The sequence below is a fragment of the Streptomyces tubercidicus genome, from assembly GCF_027497495.1.
Lineage (GTDB): Bacteria > Actinomycetota > Actinomycetes > Streptomycetales > Streptomycetaceae > Streptomyces > Streptomyces tubercidicus.
Window position 1 is genome coordinate 4,079,810 of the sequence record NZ_CP114205.1, and the last position, 17,614, is coordinate 4,097,423.

16 protein-coding genes and 1 tRNA gene are annotated in these 17,614 nt (G+C 69.1%); 9 read left to right on the forward strand and 8 right to left on the reverse strand.

Annotated features, from left to right (window positions below):
- Positions 1-98: 98 nt before the first annotated feature.
- The 6 genes from STRTU_RS17735 to STRTU_RS17760 all read left to right on the forward strand — a co-directional run bounded on the left by STRTU_RS17735 (position 99) and on the right by STRTU_RS17760 (position 4,739).
- Positions 99-869 (forward strand): DUF881 domain-containing protein, encoded by a 771-nt coding sequence (locus STRTU_RS17735; RefSeq protein WP_159744490.1) that lies wholly within the window; start codon positions 99-101, stop codon positions 867-869.
- A 37-nt stretch (positions 870-906) separates the two neighbouring features.
- Positions 907-1,629, forward strand: a complete 723-nt coding sequence (locus STRTU_RS17740; RefSeq protein ID WP_159744492.1) for a class E sortase — start codon at positions 907-909, stop codon at positions 1,627-1,629.
- A gap of 81 nt (positions 1,630-1,710) precedes the next feature.
- Complete coding sequence (locus tag STRTU_RS17745; protein ID WP_167539167.1) at positions 1,711-1,887, forward strand: hypothetical protein; 177 nt, start codon at positions 1,711-1,713, stop codon at positions 1,885-1,887.
- Positions 1,884-2,540, forward strand: a complete 657-nt coding sequence (locus STRTU_RS17750; RefSeq protein WP_159744494.1) for an aminodeoxychorismate/anthranilate synthase component II — start codon at positions 1,884-1,886, stop codon at positions 2,538-2,540. Before STRTU_RS17745 ends, STRTU_RS17750 begins: the two co-directional genes overlap by 4 nt.
- Positions 2,537-3,973 (forward strand): class E sortase, encoded by a 1,437-nt coding sequence (locus tag STRTU_RS17755; RefSeq protein ID WP_174878881.1) that lies wholly within the window; start codon positions 2,537-2,539, stop codon positions 3,971-3,973. The genes STRTU_RS17750 and STRTU_RS17755 overlap by 4 nt, the downstream gene beginning before the upstream one ends.
- Positions 3,974-3,998: 25 nt before the next feature.
- A complete protein-coding gene (locus STRTU_RS17760) occupies positions 3,999-4,739 on the forward strand; it encodes a class E sortase (RefSeq protein WP_159744498.1) in 741 nt (246 codons plus the stop codon).
- 117 nt (positions 4,740-4,856) lie between these two features.
- Here STRTU_RS17760 and pknB read toward each other — a convergent pair whose 3' ends face one another.
- From pknB to STRTU_RS17790, 6 genes are all read right to left on the reverse strand, one after another.
- The gene (pknB, locus tag STRTU_RS17765; RefSeq protein WP_159744500.1) at positions 4,857-6,848 is read right to left on the reverse strand and encodes a Stk1 family PASTA domain-containing Ser/Thr kinase; all 1,992 of its coding nucleotides are present in this window, start codon (positions 6,846-6,848) and stop codon (positions 4,857-4,859) included.
- A 146-nt stretch (positions 6,849-6,994) separates the two neighbouring features.
- Complete coding sequence (locus STRTU_RS17770; protein WP_159744502.1) at positions 6,995-8,464, reverse strand: peptidoglycan D,D-transpeptidase FtsI family protein; 1,470 nt, start codon at positions 8,462-8,464, stop codon at positions 6,995-6,997.
- A complete protein-coding gene (locus STRTU_RS17775) occupies positions 8,461-9,843 on the reverse strand; it encodes an FtsW/RodA/SpoVE family cell cycle protein (RefSeq protein ID WP_159744504.1) in 1,383 nt (460 codons plus the stop codon). Before STRTU_RS17775 ends, STRTU_RS17770 begins: the two co-directional genes overlap by 4 nt.
- Before the next feature lie 23 nt (positions 9,844-9,866).
- Positions 9,867-11,438, reverse strand: a complete 1,572-nt coding sequence (locus STRTU_RS17780) for a PP2C family protein-serine/threonine phosphatase (RefSeq protein ID WP_159744506.1) — start codon at positions 11,436-11,438, stop codon at positions 9,867-9,869.
- A gap of 132 nt (positions 11,439-11,570) precedes the next feature.
- Positions 11,571-12,101, reverse strand: a complete 531-nt coding sequence (locus STRTU_RS17785; protein WP_159744507.1) for an FHA domain-containing protein FhaB/FipA — start codon at positions 12,099-12,101, stop codon at positions 11,571-11,573.
- A gap of 10 nt (positions 12,102-12,111) precedes the next feature.
- A complete protein-coding gene (locus STRTU_RS17790) occupies positions 12,112-12,945 on the reverse strand; it encodes an FhaA domain-containing protein (protein ID WP_159744509.1) in 834 nt (277 codons plus the stop codon).
- Between the two features lie 535 nt (positions 12,946-13,480).
- Here STRTU_RS17790 and STRTU_RS17795 point away from each other — a divergent pair.
- Positions 13,481-13,564: transfer RNA gene (locus STRTU_RS17795), tRNA-Leu, on the forward strand.
- 257 nt (positions 13,565-13,821) lie between these two features.
- Here the strand turns inward: STRTU_RS17795 and STRTU_RS17800 are convergent.
- Positions 13,822-14,472 carry an FMN-dependent NADH-azoreductase gene (locus tag STRTU_RS17800; protein ID WP_159744511.1) on the reverse strand — a complete coding sequence of 217 codons (651 nt, stop codon included), beginning with the start codon at positions 14,470-14,472 and terminating at the stop codon, positions 13,822-13,824.
- A gap of 126 nt (positions 14,473-14,598) precedes the next feature.
- Between STRTU_RS17800 and STRTU_RS17805 the strand changes: the two genes are divergently transcribed.
- Positions 14,599-14,961: a winged helix-turn-helix transcriptional regulator gene (locus STRTU_RS17805; RefSeq protein WP_159744513.1), complete on the forward strand. Its 363-nt coding sequence runs from the start codon at positions 14,599-14,601 to the stop codon at positions 14,959-14,961.
- Positions 14,962-15,064: 103 nt separating this feature from the next.
- On the opposite strand, the gene STRTU_RS17810 is transcribed toward STRTU_RS17805, so the two are convergent.
- Positions 15,065-15,499 carry a MarR family winged helix-turn-helix transcriptional regulator gene (locus STRTU_RS17810; protein WP_159744515.1) on the reverse strand — a complete coding sequence of 145 codons (435 nt, stop codon included), beginning with the start codon at positions 15,497-15,499 and terminating at the stop codon, positions 15,065-15,067.
- 312 nt (positions 15,500-15,811) lie between these two features.
- Here STRTU_RS17810 and STRTU_RS17815 point away from each other — a divergent pair, with 312 nt between their 5' ends.
- Positions 15,812-17,269: a DUF2252 domain-containing protein gene (locus STRTU_RS17815; RefSeq protein ID WP_159744518.1), complete on the forward strand. Its 1,458-nt coding sequence runs from the start codon at positions 15,812-15,814 to the stop codon at positions 17,267-17,269.
- The last annotated feature ends 345 nt before the right edge of the window (positions 17,270-17,614 follow it).

The window sequence follows — 17,614 nt, forward strand, 5'->3', positions numbered from 1 at the left end:
AGGTGTGCGCCAGGGCGCGGACGCGGTGGGGAGCGGATTCCATTTTCGGGCGTCCGTTAGCGTAGTGCTTCCCTGGCGTCGTAAGGAGTAAGGGTACGTTGAGCAATTCCGCTGACTCCCCCGACCGCCCCACCCGTTTCCGCCTGCGGCCCGTGCGGCTCCTCACCCTGGTCGTCTTCGCCCTCGCCGGGCTGCTGTTCTGGCTGAGCTTCGACACCGCGCGCGGCACGAATCTGCGCTCGGACGACTCGATGCTGCGGCTGTCCGACCTCATCCAGGAACGCAGCCACAAAAACGGCGCCCAGGACGACCGTAACGGCACCCTGCGGGAAGAGGTCGACGCGCTCGCCCAGCGCGACAACGGCAGCTCCCGGGCCGAGGAGGCCAAGCTCAAGGCGCTGGAGAAGAACGCCGGTACCAAGGGGCTGAAGGGCCAGGGCGTGACGGTCACACTCACCGACGCCCCGCCGAACGCCACCGCCAAGATCCCTGGCTTGCCCGAGCCGCAGCCCAACGACCTCGTCATCCACCAGCAGGATCTGCAGGCCGTGGTGAACGCCCTGTGGCAGGGCGGCGCCAAGGGCATCAAGGTCATGGACCAGCGGCTGATCTCCACCAGCGCGGTGCGCTGCGTCGGCAACACCCTGATCCTCCAGGGCCGGGTCTACTCCCCGCCGTACAAGGTCACCGCCGTCGGCGACCGCGAGGCCCTCACCAACGCGCTGACCGCCTCCCCCGCCATCCAGAACTATCTCCAGTACGTGAACGCCTACGGCCTGGGCTGGAAAGTCGACCAGCACGAGGCGGTGACTCTTCCCGGCTACTCCGGCACAGTGGATCTCCACTACGCACAGCCTGTGAAGCCGTAGCCCGCACACCGCGGGCGCCGGGGAGGGGCGGGGCCGGATGACGCTGCGGGGCGGGACGACGGTGCGCTGGATCGTACGGACGCTCAGCGAGATCTGTGTCACCGTCGGCGCACTCATCGTGCTCTTCGTGACCTACCTCCTCTTCTGGACCGGCGTACGGGCCGACAGCGCCATGGACGGCGAGATCGGCAGGCTCCAGCAGCAGTGGTCCACGGGCCCGGTCGCGGCCCCCGGCAGCACACCGGCGCCCGACGGCGACGCCACTCCGGCCGCGCGGCCCCGCCGCTACACCCCGGGCGCTTCCTTCGCCGTCATGTACATCCCGCGCCTGGGCGCCGACTGGACCAAGCCCGTCCTGGAGGGCACCGCCACCGACGTCCTCCAGCGCGGCCTCGGCCACTACGCCCGCACCGCCCGCCTCGGCGAGATCGGCAACTTCTCCGTCGCCGGTCACCGCCGCACCTATGGCGACCCCTTCAAGGACTTCCCACGGCTGCGCCCCGGCGACGCGGTGGTGCTGAGCGACGGCACGACCTGGTTCACCTACCGCATCGACAACCGGCCCTATACGACGCTGCCCGGCGACATCGGGGTGATCGACCCCGTACCGCGGAAGTCCGGCTTCAACGGCCCCGGGCGCTATCTCACGCTGACCACCTGCGAGCCGGAATGGGGCCACAGCCACCGGCTGATCGCCTGGGCACACCTGGATTCCACCCAACCCGTGGCGCAGGGAAGGCCATCGGCTTTGACCAGCTGACCCACCTGGCCCCGCCCTCGCCCCTTACTCTGGTGTCGCAATCGACATCGTCATCGGCATCGGCAAGGGGACAGCGACAGCATGTACGGCTGGATCTGGCGGCATCTGCCGGGCAACACATGGGTGAAGGCGCTGATTTCCCTGGTGCTCGTGCTGGCGGTCGTCTTCGTGCTTTTCCAGTACGTCTTTCCGTGGGCGGAGCCGCTGCTCCCCTTCAATGACGTCACTGTCGATGAAGGGATGGCAGGCGCCCGATGACCGCACGGATTCTCGTCGTCGACAACTACGACAGCTTCGTCTTCAACCTCGTCCAGTACCTCTACCAACTCGGCGCCGAATGTGAGGTGCTGCGCAACGACGAGGTCGAGACGCGGCATGCCCAGGACGGCTTCGACGGGGTGCTGCTGTCGCCCGGACCCGGTACGCCCGAGCAGGCCGGCGTCTGCGTCGACATGGTCCGGCACTGCGCGGACACCGGCGTCCCGGTCTTCGGCGTCTGCCTGGGCATGCAGTCGATGGCGGTCGCGTACGGCGGTGTGGTGGACCGCGCCCCCGAGCTGCTGCACGGGAAGACCTCGCTGGTCCACCACGAGGACGCCGGTGTCTTCTCCGGGCTGCCGTCCCCCTTCACCGCCACCCGCTATCACTCCCTGGCGGTCGAGCCGGACACCGTCCCCGACGAACTGATCGTCACGTCCTGGACGGAGGCCGAGGACGTCCCCGGCGGACGGATCGTCATGGGCCTGCGGCACCGCGAACTCCCGGTCGAGGGCGTGCAGTTCCACCCCGAGTCGGTACTGACGGAGTGGGGGCACCGGATGCTCGCCAACTGGCTCGTCGAATGCGGCGACAAGGGGGCGGTGGAGCGCTCGACGGGGCTGGCCCCAGTGGTCGGCAAGGCAGGCGGGTGACCGCCCTGCGCCCGGAACGTGAAGGGAGACCCTACGAGCCGAATGAGCCGGAGCGGTCCGCCACTCCGCAGGACCCGTACAGGCAGCCCGATGCGTTCGAGGCGGCGGTGGAGCGGCTGGCCGACCCGCTGACCGATCCGCTGCCGGGCCAGACGCCCCCGGCACCCGCGCCCGGTCCGTACGGGCAGCCGGGCCGGGGTCGCCGACGGGGCAAACCCGCGCAGGAAGGCGGGGGACAGGGCTCACCGTGGTTCCGCCCGCATCTGGAGCCCGAAGTGCCCTCCCGGCCGGATCCGCAGTCGTACGGCCCTCAGACGGCCGCCTATGGCCAGGCACACGGCTCCGGCTACCTTCCCCGCCCCGCCACCGCCGAGCCGATAGCCCCGCGCGATGCCGCGCCGGAGGCACCGGCGCCCCCCGCCCCCGCTCCGCGGGTGAGCCCCGCTCCGGCCGCGGCCGCCGCCCCCGCGTCATGGCAGGACGACGAGACCATGGCGCTGCGGCAGGCCGAGAAGGCCGACGAGGACAGCGTTTCACGTGAAACGGGCGCCGCGGTTTCACGTGAAACCGCGGCCGCACCCCCGTCGTCCGGGGGCCGGGCGGCCCGGCGCAAGGCCGCTCAGGAGGCCGCGAAGCGGGGCGGCAGGCGCGGGCGCCACAGCGGGGCCGCCGCTACAGAGGCCGCTGCCACCGCGTCCGAGCCGGCTCCCGCCCCCATGTCCCGGCTGGAGGCCCGGCAGGCCGCACGCGCCGCCAAGGACAGCCCCAGCCTGATCGCCAGCCGCGCGCTGGGCGAGGTGTTCATCACCCTCGGCGTGCTGATGCTGCTGTTCGTCACCTATCAGCTCTGGTGGACGAACGTGATGGCCGAACAGGAGGCGGGCGGCGCCACCAACAACCTTCAGCACGAATGGGACAAGGGCGGCGGCGAGAAGAAGAATCTCGTGGACGGCGAGCGCTTCGGAATCATGTATATCCCCAAGCTGGATGTGAAGGCGCCGATAGCCGAGGGGATCGACAAGCACAAGGTGCTGGACCACGGCATGGTCGGTCACTACGACAAGAACAGCGGGATCAAGACGGCGATGCCCTGGGACAAGAAGGGCAACTTCGCGGTGGCGGCCCATCGCAACACCCACGGCGAGCCGTTCCGCTACGTCAACCGGCTCACCAAGGGCGACAAGATCATCGTCGAGACGAAGAGCGCGTACTACACGTACGAGATGCAGAGCATCCTCCCGCAGACGTCTCCGAGCAACACCAGCGTGATCGGTCCGGTGCCGCCCGGCTCGGGATTCACCGGGCCCGGCCGCTACATCACCCTGACGACCTGCACCCCGGAGTTCACCAGTACCTATCGGATGATCGTCTGGGGCAAGATGGTCGACGAGCGGCCGCGGAGCAAGGGCAAACCGGATGCGCTCGCCGGCTGAGCAAACATAAGAGGGGTGCTACGCGGTGACTGCCACCGGAAACGACGAGGCATGCGACCGGACCGCGCCGCCACTCAAGCCACGCCGGGTGCGCCGGGCCATCGCCTCCGTCGTCAGCGTCATCGGCGAGCTGCTGATCACGGTCGGGCTGATCCTCGGTCTGTTCGTCGCCTACTCGCTGTGGTGGACCAACGTCCTCGCCGACCGCGAAGCGCACAAGCAGGGTGACCAGGTGCGTAAGCACTGGGCGCGCAGCGGGCCCAAGGGGCCGGGCGAGCTGGACACCAAGGACGGCATCGGCTTTCTGCACGTACCGGCGATGAACAACGGCGAGGTGCTGGTCGAGAAGGGCACCGACTCCGACATCCTCAACGAGGGGGTGGCCGGCTACTACACCAAGCCCGTCAAGTCGGCGCTGCCCAAGGACAAGAAGGGCAACTTCACGCTGGCCGCGCACCGCGACGGCCACGGTGCGAAGTTCCACAACATCGACAAGCTCAAGGACGGCGACCCGGTCGTCTTCGAGACCAAGGACACCTGGTACGTCTACAAGGTCTTCGCGACCCTGCCGGAGACCTCGAAGTACAACGTGGACGTCCTCGACGACATCCCGAAGGAATCCGGCAAGCGCACGGCGGGCCGCTACATCACCCTCACGACCTGCACCCCGGTCTACACCTCGAACTACCGCTATATCGTCTGGGGCGAGCTGGAGCGGACCGAGAAGGTCGACGCGGACCGCACGCCCCCGAAGGAACTCCGCTAGGGGCCCGGCGCTTCCGGCTCCGGACCCCTCCCGCACGCATCCGAAAGCCCCGGCCGCCCTTGGAGGGCTGCCGGGGCTTCGTATGTGCCGGGGCCGGAGCGGCCGCGGGCGGTGTGGCTAGCCGAATATGCCGCCAGGGAAGCCGCCGCCGTCGTCGCCGCCGGGGCCGCCATTGCCGTTGTCGCCACCGACGGTGGTCAGCGTCACGGTGGTGGTCGCCGGGTCGGACGGGGTCTGCGGCTGCGGGTCCTGGGAAGCCACGCGGGCCTTGTCGTCCTGCGGGCTGCCGCCGGCGAACTGGATGTTGGTGAAGCCGGCCTGCTGGAGCAACTTCTTCGCGTCCTTCACCGTCTGGCCGACGACCTGGGGGACCGGCGTCTGCGCCCCCGCCTTGCCGACGGTGAGGGTCACTGTCGCCCCTTCCTTGGCCTGGGTGTTGCCGTCGGGGCTCTGGACGAGGACCTTGCCGACCTGGTTCACGTCGGTGACGTCCTGCTCGCTCTTGCTGACCTTGAAGCCGTTGGCTTCCAACTGCTTCTGGGCGGCCGTGAAGTCCTGGCCCTTGACGTCCGGGACGTTCCGCTTGGGAGACGCCTGGGCGACGGTGAGGACGATCTGCTTGCTCTTCGGCGCCTCACTCAGGGCCTTCGGGTCCTGGCTGAGCACGGTGTTCGGAGTCCGCTCGGACTCCTGGCTGACCTGCCGGACGTTCTTGAAGCCCTTGCGCTTGAGGCGTTCGACGGCCTTCTCGAACGAAAGGTCCTCCACATCGGGAACGGTGACCTTGACAGCCCCCGTGCACAGCGTGAACTCGACCGTCTCGCCCTTGCTGATCTTGGTGCCGCGCTCCGGCTTCTGCTCGGTGATCAGGCCCCGCTTGACGTTGTCGCAGGCCTTGCGACCGCCCTCGGAGACCTCGAAGTCAGCGTTCCGTCCGGCGTCCTTCGCCTGCTCGCGAGTCTTGCCGACGAGGTTGGGCACCGTCACCGTGCCACCGGACTTGCTGTTGGTGAAGATCGCCTTGCCGATGAAGATCGCACCGACCAGGACGAGGACCGCCGCGAGCACCAGCAGGATCGTCGAGGTGTTGCTCTTCTTCTGGCCGCCACCGCGGCGACGGTCGCCGCGGTCGTCATGGCCGTAGCCCCCGTCCGCGTGCATCGGCGGAAGCATGGAGGTCTGGTCGGCCGGTTCCTGCGGACGCAGCATCGTGGTCGGCTGGTCCTGGTCATAGCCGCCCGCGCCCATCGCGGAGGCCGCCGCGACCGGCTGGCCGTCCAGCGCCGCCTCGATGTCGGCACGCATCTCGTCGGCCGACTGATAGCGGTAGTCCGGGTCCTTGACCAGCGCCTTCAGGACGATGGCGTCCATCTCCGGCGTGATCTCGGGGTCGAAGTTGCTCGGCTTCTGCGGCTCCTCGCGGACATGCTGATAGGCCACCGCGACCGGTGAGTCACCGACGAACGGCGGCCGTACCGTGAGCAGCTCGTAGAGCAGACAGCCGGTGGAGTACAGGTCGGAGCGGGCGTCGACCTGCTCACCCTTGGCCTGCTCGGGAGAGAGGTACTGGGCCGTGCCGATGACCGCCGCGGTCTGCGTCATCGTCATACCGGCGTCGCCCATGGCGCGGGCGATGCCGAAGTCCATGACCTTGACCTGGCCGGTGCGCGTCAGCATGACGTTGGCCGGCTTGATGTCGCGGTGGACGATGCCGGCCCGGTGGGAGTACTCCAGCGCCTGGAGGACACCGGTGGTCATCTCCAGCGAGCGCTCGGGCAGCAGCTTCCGCCCGGAGTGCAGCAGCTCACGGAGCGTGGAGCCGTCGACGTACTCCATGACGATGTACGGGATCGAGACACCGTCGACATAGTCCTCGCCGGTGTCGTAGACCGCGACGATCGACGGATGGTTCAGCGAGGCGGCCGACTGGGCCTCACGGCGGAACCGGGCCTGGAAGGACGGGTCACGGGCGAGGTCCACCCGCAGCGTCTTCACAGCTACGGTGCGGCCCAGGCGGGTGTCATGCGCGAGGTACACCTCGGCCATGCCACCGCGGCCGAGCACCGAGCCCAGCTCGTACCGGCCGCCGAGGCGACGCGGCTCTTCCATAAGCTTCTCCAGCCCTCTCCGTCAGTCCCGACCGCACCGGTGTGTGGTCCGGCGGTGTGCTGTCCGGCCATACCGTACCCGCCACGCCGTACCGGACCGGCCCCGAGCCGCAACCTGATACGTGACCGGTATTGGCATGATCTGAGTCACTTCTCGCCTTCGAGTACCGCCTGCATGACGTGCTTCGCGATCGGAGCTGCGAGCCTGCCACCGGCGATGTCATCGCGGAGCGTGTCGGATCCCTCAATGACGACGGCCACCGCGACGGGCGTGCCCTTGTCGGTCTTCGCGTAGGAGATGAACCAGGCGTAGGGATTGTCCTTGTTGTCCTCGCCGTGCTGTGCGGTACCGGTCTTACCGCCGACTGTGACGCCCGGGATCTGGGCGTTGGTTCCCGTGCCCGACTTGACCACGGTCTCCATCATGCTCTGGACCTTCTGCGCGTTCTCCGGGCTGAGCGGCTCGCTCATCTCCTTCGGAGTGTGCTGCTGGACCACGTTGAGGTTCGGCGCGACCAGCTGATCGACCATGTACGGCTTCATCAGCTTGCCGCCGTTGGCGACCGCCGAGGCGACCATGGCCATCTGCAGCGGTGTGGCGCGGTTGGAGGCCTGGCCGATGCCGGCCATCGCGTTCTGCGGCCGGTTGTCCTCGGGGAAGATGCTCTCCGAGGCACGGACGGGAGTGTTGATGTCCGGGTTGTTGAAGCCGAACTTCTCCGCCTCGGCCTTCATCTTCTTGTTGCCGAGGTCGGCGCTGATCTTGCCGAACACCGTGTTGCAGGACACCCGCAGCGCCTCGCGCAGGCTGGCGTTCTTGCAGGGGATGTTGCCCTCGTTCTTCAGCTCGACGCCCGAGGTGTCGGGGAGCGTGTAGGGCAGCGGCGACCGGGTGCTGGAGTCGACGTCGTCGTAGAGGCCGTTCTGCAGCGCGGCCGAGGCCGTGACGACCTTGAAGGTGGAGCCGGGCGGGTAGGTCTGGCGCAGCGCCCGGTTGAGCATCGGCTCATCGGGGTTGTTCTTCTTCTGCAGCCCGTTGTACGCCTCGGAGTCCTTGTTGCTCATCCCGGCGAAGGTGGACGGGTCGTAGGACGGGGTGCTGGCCAGCGCCAGGATCGCGCCGGTCTCCGGGTTGATCGCGGCGACCGCGCCCTTCTGGTGGCCGAGACCCTGGAAGGCGGCCTTCTGGGCCTTGGCGTCAAGGGTGGTGACCACATTGCCGCCCTTCTGCTTGCTGCCGGTGAACATGTCGACCGTGCGGCTGAAGAAGAGCCTGTCGTCGGTGCCGGTGAGAATGTCGTCGTTGAGCTTTTCGAGCTGGTTGGCGTCGAATGCCTGAGAGGCGTAGCCGGTGACCGGCGCCCACATCTTGCCGTTCTTGTACGTCCGCTTGTACTTGAAGTCGCCGCTGTCCGTGGTCGTGTAGCCGGTGATGGCCTTGCCGTCCACGATGATGTTGCCGCGCGGAATGCTGTAGCGCTCGATGGCGACCCGGCGGTTGTGCGGGTCGTTCTTGAGCGCGTCACCCTGGACGAACTGCACCCAGTTGACGCGGACCAGCAGGGCGAGGACGAGCAGGCCGCAGAAGATCGCGACCCGGCGCAGAGGCTTGTTCACGGACGGACCACCTGGGTCATCTCGGCGTCGGTGGAGGGGGCGGGGGCCGGCGCCGGGCGCCGCGCGGTGTCACTGATCCGGAGCAGGATCGCCACCAGTGCCCAGTTGGCGATCACGGACGAGCCACCCTGGGCGAGGAACGGCATCGTCATACCCGTCAGCGGGATCAGGCCCGTCACACCACCGGCGACGACGAAGACCTGCAGGGCGAAGGCGCCGGACAGGCCGATCGCCAGCAGCTTGCCGAACGGGTCGCGGGCCGCCAGCGCGGTACGGATACCGCGCTCGATCAGCAGGCCGTAGAGCATCAGGGTGGCCATCAGCCCGGCGAGGCCGATCTCCTCACCGACCGTGGCGAGAATGTAGTCACTCTTCGGCGCGATGCCGAGGATGAGGCGGGAGTAGCCCTGCCCCAGACCGGAGCCGAGGATGCCGCCGGAGCCGAAGGCGTACATGGCCTGGGCGGTCTCGGTGACGCCGCCGTTGAGCAGCTCCAGCGGGTTGAGCCAGTTGTGCACACGCGTCTGGACGTGCGACTCGAACGTCGCCACCGCGACCGCGCCGCCGGCGCTGAGCAGCAGACCGAACACGATCCAGCTGGTCCGCTCGGTCGCCACGTACAGCATCACGACGAACAGGCCGAAGAACAGCAGCGAGGTACCCAGGTCGGTCTCGAAGACCAGGATCATCAGGCTCAGCGCCCAGATGACGAGGATCGGGCCGAGGTCGCGGCCACGCGGGAGGTAGAGCCCCATGAAGCGGCGGCTGGCCAGGGCGAGCGCGTCCCGCTTCACCATCAGATAGCCGGCGAAGAAGACCGCGATGATGATCTTCGCGAACTCACCGGGCTGCAGCGAGCCGAGCCCCGGAATCGTGATCCAGATCTTCGCGCCGTTCACCCCGGGGAAGAACATCGGGGCCACCAGCAGCACCAGCGCGACCACCATCGAGATGTAGGTGTAGCGCTGCAGGACGCGGTGGTCCTTGAGGAAGATCAGGATGGCGAGGAAGAAGGCGACGCCGAGCGTGGACCACATCAGCTGGTTGGGCGCCATCGCCTTGCCCAGCGTCGGCTCCTGGTCCAGCCGCCAGATGAAGATCAGGCCCATACCGTTGAGCAGGGTGGCGATGGGCAGCATCAGCGGATCCGCGTACGGCGCCCACTTGCGGACGACGAGGTGCGCGACGCCCGCCAGCAGGCCGAGACCGAGGCTGTAGCCCAGCACACCGGCCGGTACCGAACCGGTCTTCGCCAGACCGACGTTGATGTAGGCGAACACCGGAATCAGCACCGCGAAGATGAGCATCGCCAGCTCGGTGTTGCGGCGGCTCGGGGCTCCGATGGTGCCGATGGTGGTGGTGTTGGTGGTGCTGCTCATGAGATCTACTGCCCCCTACGCCCTCACTGCTGGGTGCTGCAATTCTTTTCCAGCTTCAGCTGGTCCTGCGAAGGGGCCTGGCTGGGAGTGGCTGTGGGAGACGGAGACGTGGTCGCCGCCAGAGTGCCGGCCGTGCCGGTGCCGCTGCTGCCGGGCTTGGCGCTCGGCTTACCGGACGAGGACGGAGAACCCGACGGTGAACCCGACGGGGAACGGGGCTTGCCGCTCTGGCCGTGGCCCGGGTGCTTCGCCGCCTCACGCTCGGCGGCCTCCCGCTGCTCCTTGCCGCGGCAGGCATTGGCCTGCTTGCTCAGCTCGGCGACCTTTTCGCCCGCCTGTGTCCGGTTGTCGACCGCGATCGTCTCCTTGACCTGATTGCGCTGGTACAGCGGCAGGTACTTGAGTTCGATCTCGGGGTGGTCCTCGTCCACACCATTGAGCCTGATCCACGCGAGATCCTGGCTGATGCCCCGGTAGAGCGCGATGTGGTCGTCCTTGGCACCGACGAAGTACTGGGTCTGCGTCCAGTTGTAGCCCGCGTAGCATCCGCCGCCCAGGACGGCCAGCGCCAGCGCGATGAACAGCGACCGCTTGATCCATCGTCCGCGCCGCCGGGGCTTGACGAAGTCCTCGTCCATGAACGCGCCGAACGAGCCCTGTGGCGGCCCGCCGACCTCCGGATCACCGCTGCCGGGGGGCCCGAAGGCGCCACCGGGCGCGCCCGGGTTCGGCCCGCCGGGCCGGCCGAGCTCGGCGGCCCGCGCGGCGGGCGTCTGCATCGTGCTCGGGTCGCTGAGCTGGTTCTGGTTCTCCGCGACGGCCCCGACGATCACCGGGGTGTCGTTGAGCTGTCCGGCCAGCGCTTCGTTGCCGTCCACGTCCAGGACGTCGGCGACGATGCAGGTGATGTTGTCGGGTCCGCCGCCGCGCAGCGCGAGCTGGATCAGCTCCTGCACCGTCTCCTGCGGACCGTGGTAGCTGGCGAGGGTCTCTTCCAGCGTCTGGTGGCTGACCACCCCGGACAGCCCGTCCGAGCAGATCAGATACCGGTCGCCGGCCCGCACCTCGCGGATCGACAGATCCGGCTCGACATGATCGCCGCTGCCCAGCGCCCGCATCAGCAGCGACCGCTGCGGATGGGTGGTGGCTTCCTCTTCGGTGATCCGGCCCTCGTCGACCAGCCGCTGCACCCAGGTGTGGTCCTGGGTGATCTGGGTCAGGGCGCCGTCCCGCAGCAGATATGCCCGCGAGTCGCCGACATGCACGAGGCCGAGCCGCTGCCCGGTCCACAGCAGGGCGGTCAGGGTCGTGCCCATGCCCTCCAGCTGCGGGTCCTCCTCGACCATCACCCGCAGCTGGTCATTGGCGCGTGTGACGGCCGTGCCCAGCGAGGTGAGGAGGTCGGAGCCGGGGACGTCGTCGTCGAGCTGGACGAGTGTGGAGATCACCTCGGAGGAGGCGACCTCACCGGCGGCCTGGCCGCCCATGCCGTCGGCGATGGCGAGCAACCGTGGCCCGGCGTAGCCGGAGTCCTCGTTGCCCTCGCGGATCATGCCCTTGTGCGATCCGGCGGCGAAGCGCAGTGACAAGCTCATGTGCACCTCACCCGTCGGCTCGGGGTACAGCCGGTCTCGTCGAGCCACACTGCCCACCCTCCGGTCGGGAGCATGCCCGGGTCCGCCGAGTGGACCGCCGCGGCTCGCTCGCTCCGCTCGCTCATTGTCGTACTACTTCCGCAGCTCGATGACGGTCTTGCCGATGCGGATCGGGGCTCCCAGCGGAATCGGTGTCGGGGTCGTCAGTCGGGTCCGGTCCAGGTACGTGCCGTTGGTGGAACCGAGATCCTCGACGATCCACTGGCCGTCACGGTCCGGGTAGATCCTGGCATGCCTGCTGGACGCGTAGTCATCGTCCAGCACGATCGTGGAGTCGTGCGCACGGCCCAGGGAGATGGTCTGGCCTTGGAGGGCGACGGTGGTACCGGTCAGCGAGCCCTCGGAGACCACGAGCTTCGTGGGGGCTCCGCGGCGCTGCCGGTTGTTGTTGCCGCGGCCGCCTTCCTGGCGGCGCTGCTGTTGTGGCGGTGCGGCCGCCTGTCGCTGCGTACGTGCTTCCTGCCCGCCGCGACGGGCGGCACCGCGTTGTGTGACGCGCGTGCCGAACAGATCGCTGCGGATGACCTGAACGGCCACGATGACGAACAGCCACAGTACGGCGAGGAAACCCAACCGCATGACCGTGAGGGTCAGCTCTGACATTGCCCCCGCTTCACCCTTCGGCTTGCCGGTAAACGATGGTGGTACTGCCCACGACAATCCGCGAGCCGTCGCGGAGATTAGCGCGAGTGGTGTGCTGCCCGTCTACCACGATGCCGTTCGTGGAACCCAGATCCTGGACCATGGGGGGCGTTCCGACCCGGATCTCACAGTGACGCCGGGAGACACCCGGGTCGTCGATCCGTACGTCGGCGTCGGTGCTACGGCCCAGCACGAGTGTGGGCCGCGAAATCTGGTGGCGGGTGCCGTTGATCTCGATCCAGCGCCTGGTTTGCGCCTGCGGCTGCGCTCCCGCACCGGGCGGTGCCGTACGGGGTGCGGACTGCGCGCCGCCGGGAGGCGGGGACGAGGGCATGGGGGGCGGGCTCACATGGCCGCCGCCGGGCTGGCCGCCGCGGGGCGCCGCGGAGGTGCGCCGGTCGGCCGCCGGGCCCGGCTGGTCCTGCGACGAGCTGGAGGCGAGCGTGCGGCTGCGGACGCGGTACAGGCCGGTGTCGAGATCGTCGGCCTTCTCCAGATGGACCTTGATCGAGCCCATGAAGGTGTACCGCTGCTGCTTGGCGTAGTCGCGGACCATGCTGGAGAGCTCTTCGCCGAGCTGCCCGCTGTAGGGGCTCAGCCGCTCGTAGTCCGGGGTGCTCAGCTCGACGATGAAGTCGTTGGGGACGACCGTGCGGTCGCGGTTCCAGATGGTGGCGTTGTTGTCGCACTCGCGCTGCAGCGCGCCGGCGATCTCAACGGGCTGCACCTCGGACTTGAACACCTTGGCGAAGGTGCCGTTGACGAGACCTTCGAGACGCTGCTCGAAACGCTTCAGTACTCCCACGGGGCACCTCCTTCCTCAGTCTTCGTCGGGGTCGTCCTGATCGAGTCGTCCTGATACTGCTTACTGATCGTATCCACGCGTAGGGAAATCGGCTGGTTCCCCTTTCCCGCCTTGAGGACGAGTGTCGCCCCTCACAGGGTTGCCCGGTGCTTGTCTGCTCCTTGCCCACTGCTCGTGCACTGCGATCGTAGATGTGCCCCGAAGACAGTGTCCCGCAACCGCCGACCACTCCGGCCGGGCGGGTGCCGGAGTCGGACATGGCGCGGGGCCGGCCGCGCCCGGCCGGCCCCGAGACGGACCGGACGGCCCGCGCCCTGTTTGCGGCTACGGCGAGTGTGAACCCTTGGGGCAGCGCTCGGCGAATGTCCGGGGTGAGGCGGGGTGCCGCCCGGGTTGCCGCAGGGCGGGGACCGGGGGAAAGGCGTGTGAAGGCACCCCCCACAGCGTGCTAGTGTTCTCGATGTCGGAAGGCGCTCGCACAAGACCCGGACGGAACAGCCCGGATCACGTGAGAGGATCAACCGGCAGCACCCATGCGCGGGTGGCGGAATAGGCAGACGCGCTGGATTCAGGTTCCAGTGCCCGAAAGGGCGTGGGGGTTCAACTCCCCCCTCGCGCACAGATGAGACCCCCGGTCTCCGGAGAAATCCGGAGACCGGGGGTCTTTCGTTGCGTTTGTCACGTTGTTGGCTATGTCACGGGGGCGCGGGGCGGGCCCCGGAGTGGCCTGGGTGTTTGAGGGCTACGTCACATGCTTGGCCTCGGGGGGCTGGGTGGTTCTTGCCCGCGCCCGTTACCGGCCGCGCCGTGGCTGTGTTGGGCCGTGGGACAGCCGGGCCGCCTGTCTGCGCCCCGGCTCGGCTGTCCTGGCCGGGGTCAGGCGGCGAGGCGCGCGACGAGGGCCTTGGCCTTGGCCGCCGCGTCCTCGTGGGCCTTGTCGCGGGAGGTCTCGTACAGCGGGACCAGCTCGGCCATCGCCGGATTGTTGGGGGCCATGGTCAGCTCGGGGACGATGAAGTCGACGTCCAGGCCCAGCCCGCCGTTCAGCACGGCCTCCAGGTAGTTCTGGACGTACTCGAAGGACTCACGGGGCGTGCCCGGCGCGTAGGAACCGCCGCGGCTGGCAACGACGGTGACCGGGGTGCCCTTGGCCGACGGCTGCTCACCCGCCGTACGTCCCATGATGATCACCTGGTCGAGCCACGCCTTGAGCGTCGACGGGATCGTGAAGTTGTACATCGGCGCGCCTATGACGATCGCGTCGGCCCGCTCCAGCTCCTCGGCGAGCGTGACGCGCAGCGCGAAGGCCGCCTGCTGCTCGGGGGTGTGGCTGGCCGGGTCGGAGAAGCCGGCGGAGGCGCCGACGCCGTCGAGGTGCGGCAGCGGATCGGTGGCCAGGTCGCGGTGGATCACGGTGCCCTCGGGGTGCTGCTCCTCCCATGCCTTGCGGAAGGCCGCGGTGACGGAGCGGGAGGCGGAGCCGGCCTCGGGGAAGACGGACGAGTCGATGAGCAGAAGCGTGGCCATGGGGATCGGTCCTTCGGTAGGCGGCCGGGCGGAGCTCGACCACTGGTTGAATTCCGTACGTCACTATTGATAGCACAGTGGCTTACTTTTCCGCAGTACCCAACGCGAGGGCGGTACGCTGGGTGTATGGCGGACCACGGTGAGGCGATCTGCAGGCAGGTCGACGACGGCATGACGCGCGTCTTCGAGCTGTTCGGAAAGCGCTGGACGGGGCTGATCGTCGCGACGCTGATGCCGGGGCCGGTGCACTTCGCCGATCTGCGGCGGGCGATCCCCGGGATCAGTGAGCGGATGCTCTCCGACCGCCTCATGGAGCTGGCGTCGACCGGCCTGCTGATCCGTGAGGTGGACGCGGGACCGCCGCTGCGCGTCTCTTACCGGCTGACGGAGGCCGGTCTGGCGTTGGAGTCCGCGCTCAAGGAGCTGGGGCGCTGGGCGGAGACCTACCTTGCCGATGGCGGGCAGTGTCCGGATCGGTTCCGGAAGTAGAGGCCGGGGGCCTGGGGCTGAGGCTGGGGGCCGGGTGGCGGTGCTTCGCGTCCGCTTGTGGGTCTGGGGTGGATGTGGGGTGGGTGTGGGCTCGGGTGGGGGTCTAGCCGAGCCGATCCTGGGCGGCGTTGTAGCGGCGTAGATAGGTCGCGAAGCGGTCGAGGTCTTCCTCGTCCCAGTCGGCCAGCCGCTCGTGGAACGCCCGGCGGCGGCTGGCGGTGACGTTGGCGAGCACCTGGTCCCCCTTCTCCGTGGGGTGCAGCACCTGGACGCGGTGGTCCTCCGGGTCGACGCGGCGCTCGACGAAACCGAGCTTCTCCAGTGCGGCGATCTGCCGGCTGACCGTGGATTTGTCCAGGAAGTAGTGCGCCGCGAGGTCCGTGGCACGGCATCCCTGCTGGTCATCGAGGTGCGCAAGCAGGGTGTAGGAGACCAGCGACAGCTCTGGATGCATCCGGGCGGCGGCCGCGCGGGCCCGGCGGGCGAACGCGGTCATCTCTTGCTGGATGGTCTCGACGGAGTCCTCGCGGTGAGCCACGGTTTGCCTTTCGTAGAGCTAGTTGTATAGCACAACGCAATTGGGGGTTGTGATTGACAACTACTGCCCGGCGGTCACCGGTCAGGCGTCGCGGGTGCGGGCCGATGCGGCCACCGGCCCCAGTGGTGACAGCTGAGCCGACGAGCGCATGGAGAGTTATCCACAGGCTCTGCGGGCTGCGCCGGGACCTCGGTAACGTCATGCACGTCGGCAGGCCGGAACCGCCCGGCGCGCGGACGAGCGCAGAACACAGCCACACTGAAGCGCAGGGACATCAAGAACAACAGATCGTGAAGGGGGAGGTGGCCCGCTATGCCGCGTGTGCCGTACGTACCGGGGTTTGCCCGTCCGGACGCACAGGGAGCGTCGCCCAAGGCCGTCGGGCGGGCGCTGCGGGATCGGCTCCCGCGTTCCGGGCAGGCCGAGCTGCCGATCGCGGACGGGCGGCCGGACGCGGTCGCGGCGGTCGAGGAGTCCAACGTCGGCCGGCTGCCCGAGCTGACGCCGATACGGGTCGGGCGGATGGCCGCGAGCCCCTTCGCCTTCCTCCGCGGCTCCGCGGGCCTGATGGCGTACGACCTGGCCGCCGGCTCGGTGACCGGCATCGGCACGCAGATATGCGGAGATGCCCACGCCGCCAACTTCGGCCTCTACGGCGACGCCCGCGGCGGTCTCGTCATCGACCTCAACGACTTCGACGAGACCCTGCACGGGCCGTGGGAGTGGGACGTGAAGCGGCTCGCGACGTCGGTTGTACTGGCCGGCCGGGAGGCGGGCGCCGATGAGGACGACTGCCGCAAGGCGGCGTGCGACGTGGCGGGCTCCTATCGGCGCACGATGCGGCTGCTGGCCAAACTGCCGGTCGTCGAGGCGTGGAAGGCGATCGCCGACGAGGAACTGGTCTCGCACACCGACGCCCGGGATCTGCTGGGCACCCTGGAACAGGTCGCGGAGAAGGCGCGCAGGAACACCAGCGCGCGGTTCGCGGCCAAGGCGACGGAGCCGACGGCTGACGGCGGCCGCCGGTTCGTGGATGCGCAGCCGGTGCTGCGGCGGGTGCCGGACGCGGAGGCGGCAGCCGTGGCGGCGGCCCTCAGCGGCTATCTGGACACGGTCACCGAGCACCGGCTCCCCCTGCTGGCCCGGTACGCGATCCACGATGTGGCCTTCCGCGTGGTCGGCACGGGCAGCGTGGGGCTGCGGTCGTATGTGGTGCTGCTGCTGGATCACCGCGGCGAACCGCTGGTCCTGCAGATGAAGGAGGCACGCGGGTCGGCGCTGACGCCCTTCGTGGAGAAGGCCGGCTTCCCGGTGCCGTCGGTGGCGCACGAGGGACGCCGGGTGGTGCTCGGACAGCGCCGGATGCAGGTGGTCAGCGACATCCTGCTGGGCTGGACGACGGTGCAGGGCTTGGCGTCGTCGGGAGGGGGTGCCGCGGGCGCAGATGGTGCGGGCGCGGACCACGGCTCTCAGGACGGACTGCCCTTCCAGGTCCGGCAGTTCAGAAACCGCAAGGGCAGCGTGGACCCGACGCAGCTGTCCGGCGACCAGATGGACGACTACGCCCGGATGACCGGCGCCCTCCTGGCCCGAGCGCACTCCCACAGCACCGACCCCCGCCTGCTGGCCGGCTACTGCGGCAAGAACGAAGAACTGGACGAGGCCATAGCGTCCTTCGCGGTGTCCTACGCGGACCGCACGGAAGCAGACCACGCGGCACTGACCGCGGCGGTGAAGAGCGGGCGGATCGAGGCAGAGATGGGGGTGTGAGGGGGCGGGCTCGGGGGCCGTGCGGGGGGCGGTCGTTGGGCCGGTGGTAGTCGGTGGTCGGTGGTCGAGGGGTGAGGCCGAGGTTGGGGTTGGCTGGGCGCAGGGCGCAGGGCGCAGGGCGCAGGGCGCAGGGCGCAGGGCGCAGGGCGCAGGGCGCAGGGCGCTGGGGGCGGTGTCGAGCCGTGGGCGGTGGCGCGGCGCTGAAGCGTGACGGTCGGCACGGTGCTGCGCCATGACCGTCGGTGCGGTGCCGCGCCGTGGCTGCCGATGCGGCATCGCGCCGTGGGTGGGTGGTGGTGGAGGGGGAGGTTGGGGCGGGGGGAGGGGGCCCCAAGCCAGCCGGAA

What these genes read in the sequence shown, in the direction of transcription:
- STRTU_RS17800 (WP_159744511.1), bottom strand. Translation starts at nt 14,472, where the DNA reads ATGGCCACGCTTCTGCTCATCGACTCGTCCGTCTTCCCCGAGGCCGGC.
- STRTU_RS17805 (WP_159744513.1), top strand. Translation starts at nt 14,599, where the DNA reads ATGGCGGACCACGGTGAGGCGATCTGCAGGCAGGTCGACGACGGCATG.
- STRTU_RS17740 (WP_159744492.1), top strand. Translation starts at nt 907, where the DNA reads ATGACGCTGCGGGGCGGGACGACGGTGCGCTGGATCGTACGGACGCTC.
- STRTU_RS17785 (WP_159744507.1), bottom strand. Translation starts at nt 12,101, where the DNA reads ATGTCAGAGCTGACCCTCACGGTCATGCGGTTGGGTTTCCTCGCCGTA.
- STRTU_RS17750 (WP_159744494.1), top strand. Translation starts at nt 1,884, where the DNA reads ATGACCGCACGGATTCTCGTCGTCGACAACTACGACAGCTTCGTCTTC.
- STRTU_RS17815 (WP_159744518.1), top strand. Translation starts at nt 15,812, where the DNA reads ATGCCGCGTGTGCCGTACGTACCGGGGTTTGCCCGTCCGGACGCACAG.
- STRTU_RS17745 (WP_167539167.1), top strand. Translation starts at nt 1,711, where the DNA reads ATGTACGGCTGGATCTGGCGGCATCTGCCGGGCAACACATGGGTGAAG.
- pknB (WP_159744500.1), bottom strand. Translation starts at nt 6,848, where the DNA reads ATGGAAGAGCCGCGTCGCCTCGGCGGCCGGTACGAGCTGGGCTCGGTG.
- STRTU_RS17780 (WP_159744506.1), bottom strand. Translation starts at nt 11,438, where the DNA reads ATGAGCTTGTCACTGCGCTTCGCCGCCGGATCGCACAAGGGCATGATC.
- STRTU_RS17775 (WP_159744504.1), bottom strand. Translation starts at nt 9,843, where the DNA reads ATGAGCAGCACCACCAACACCACCACCATCGGCACCATCGGAGCCCCG.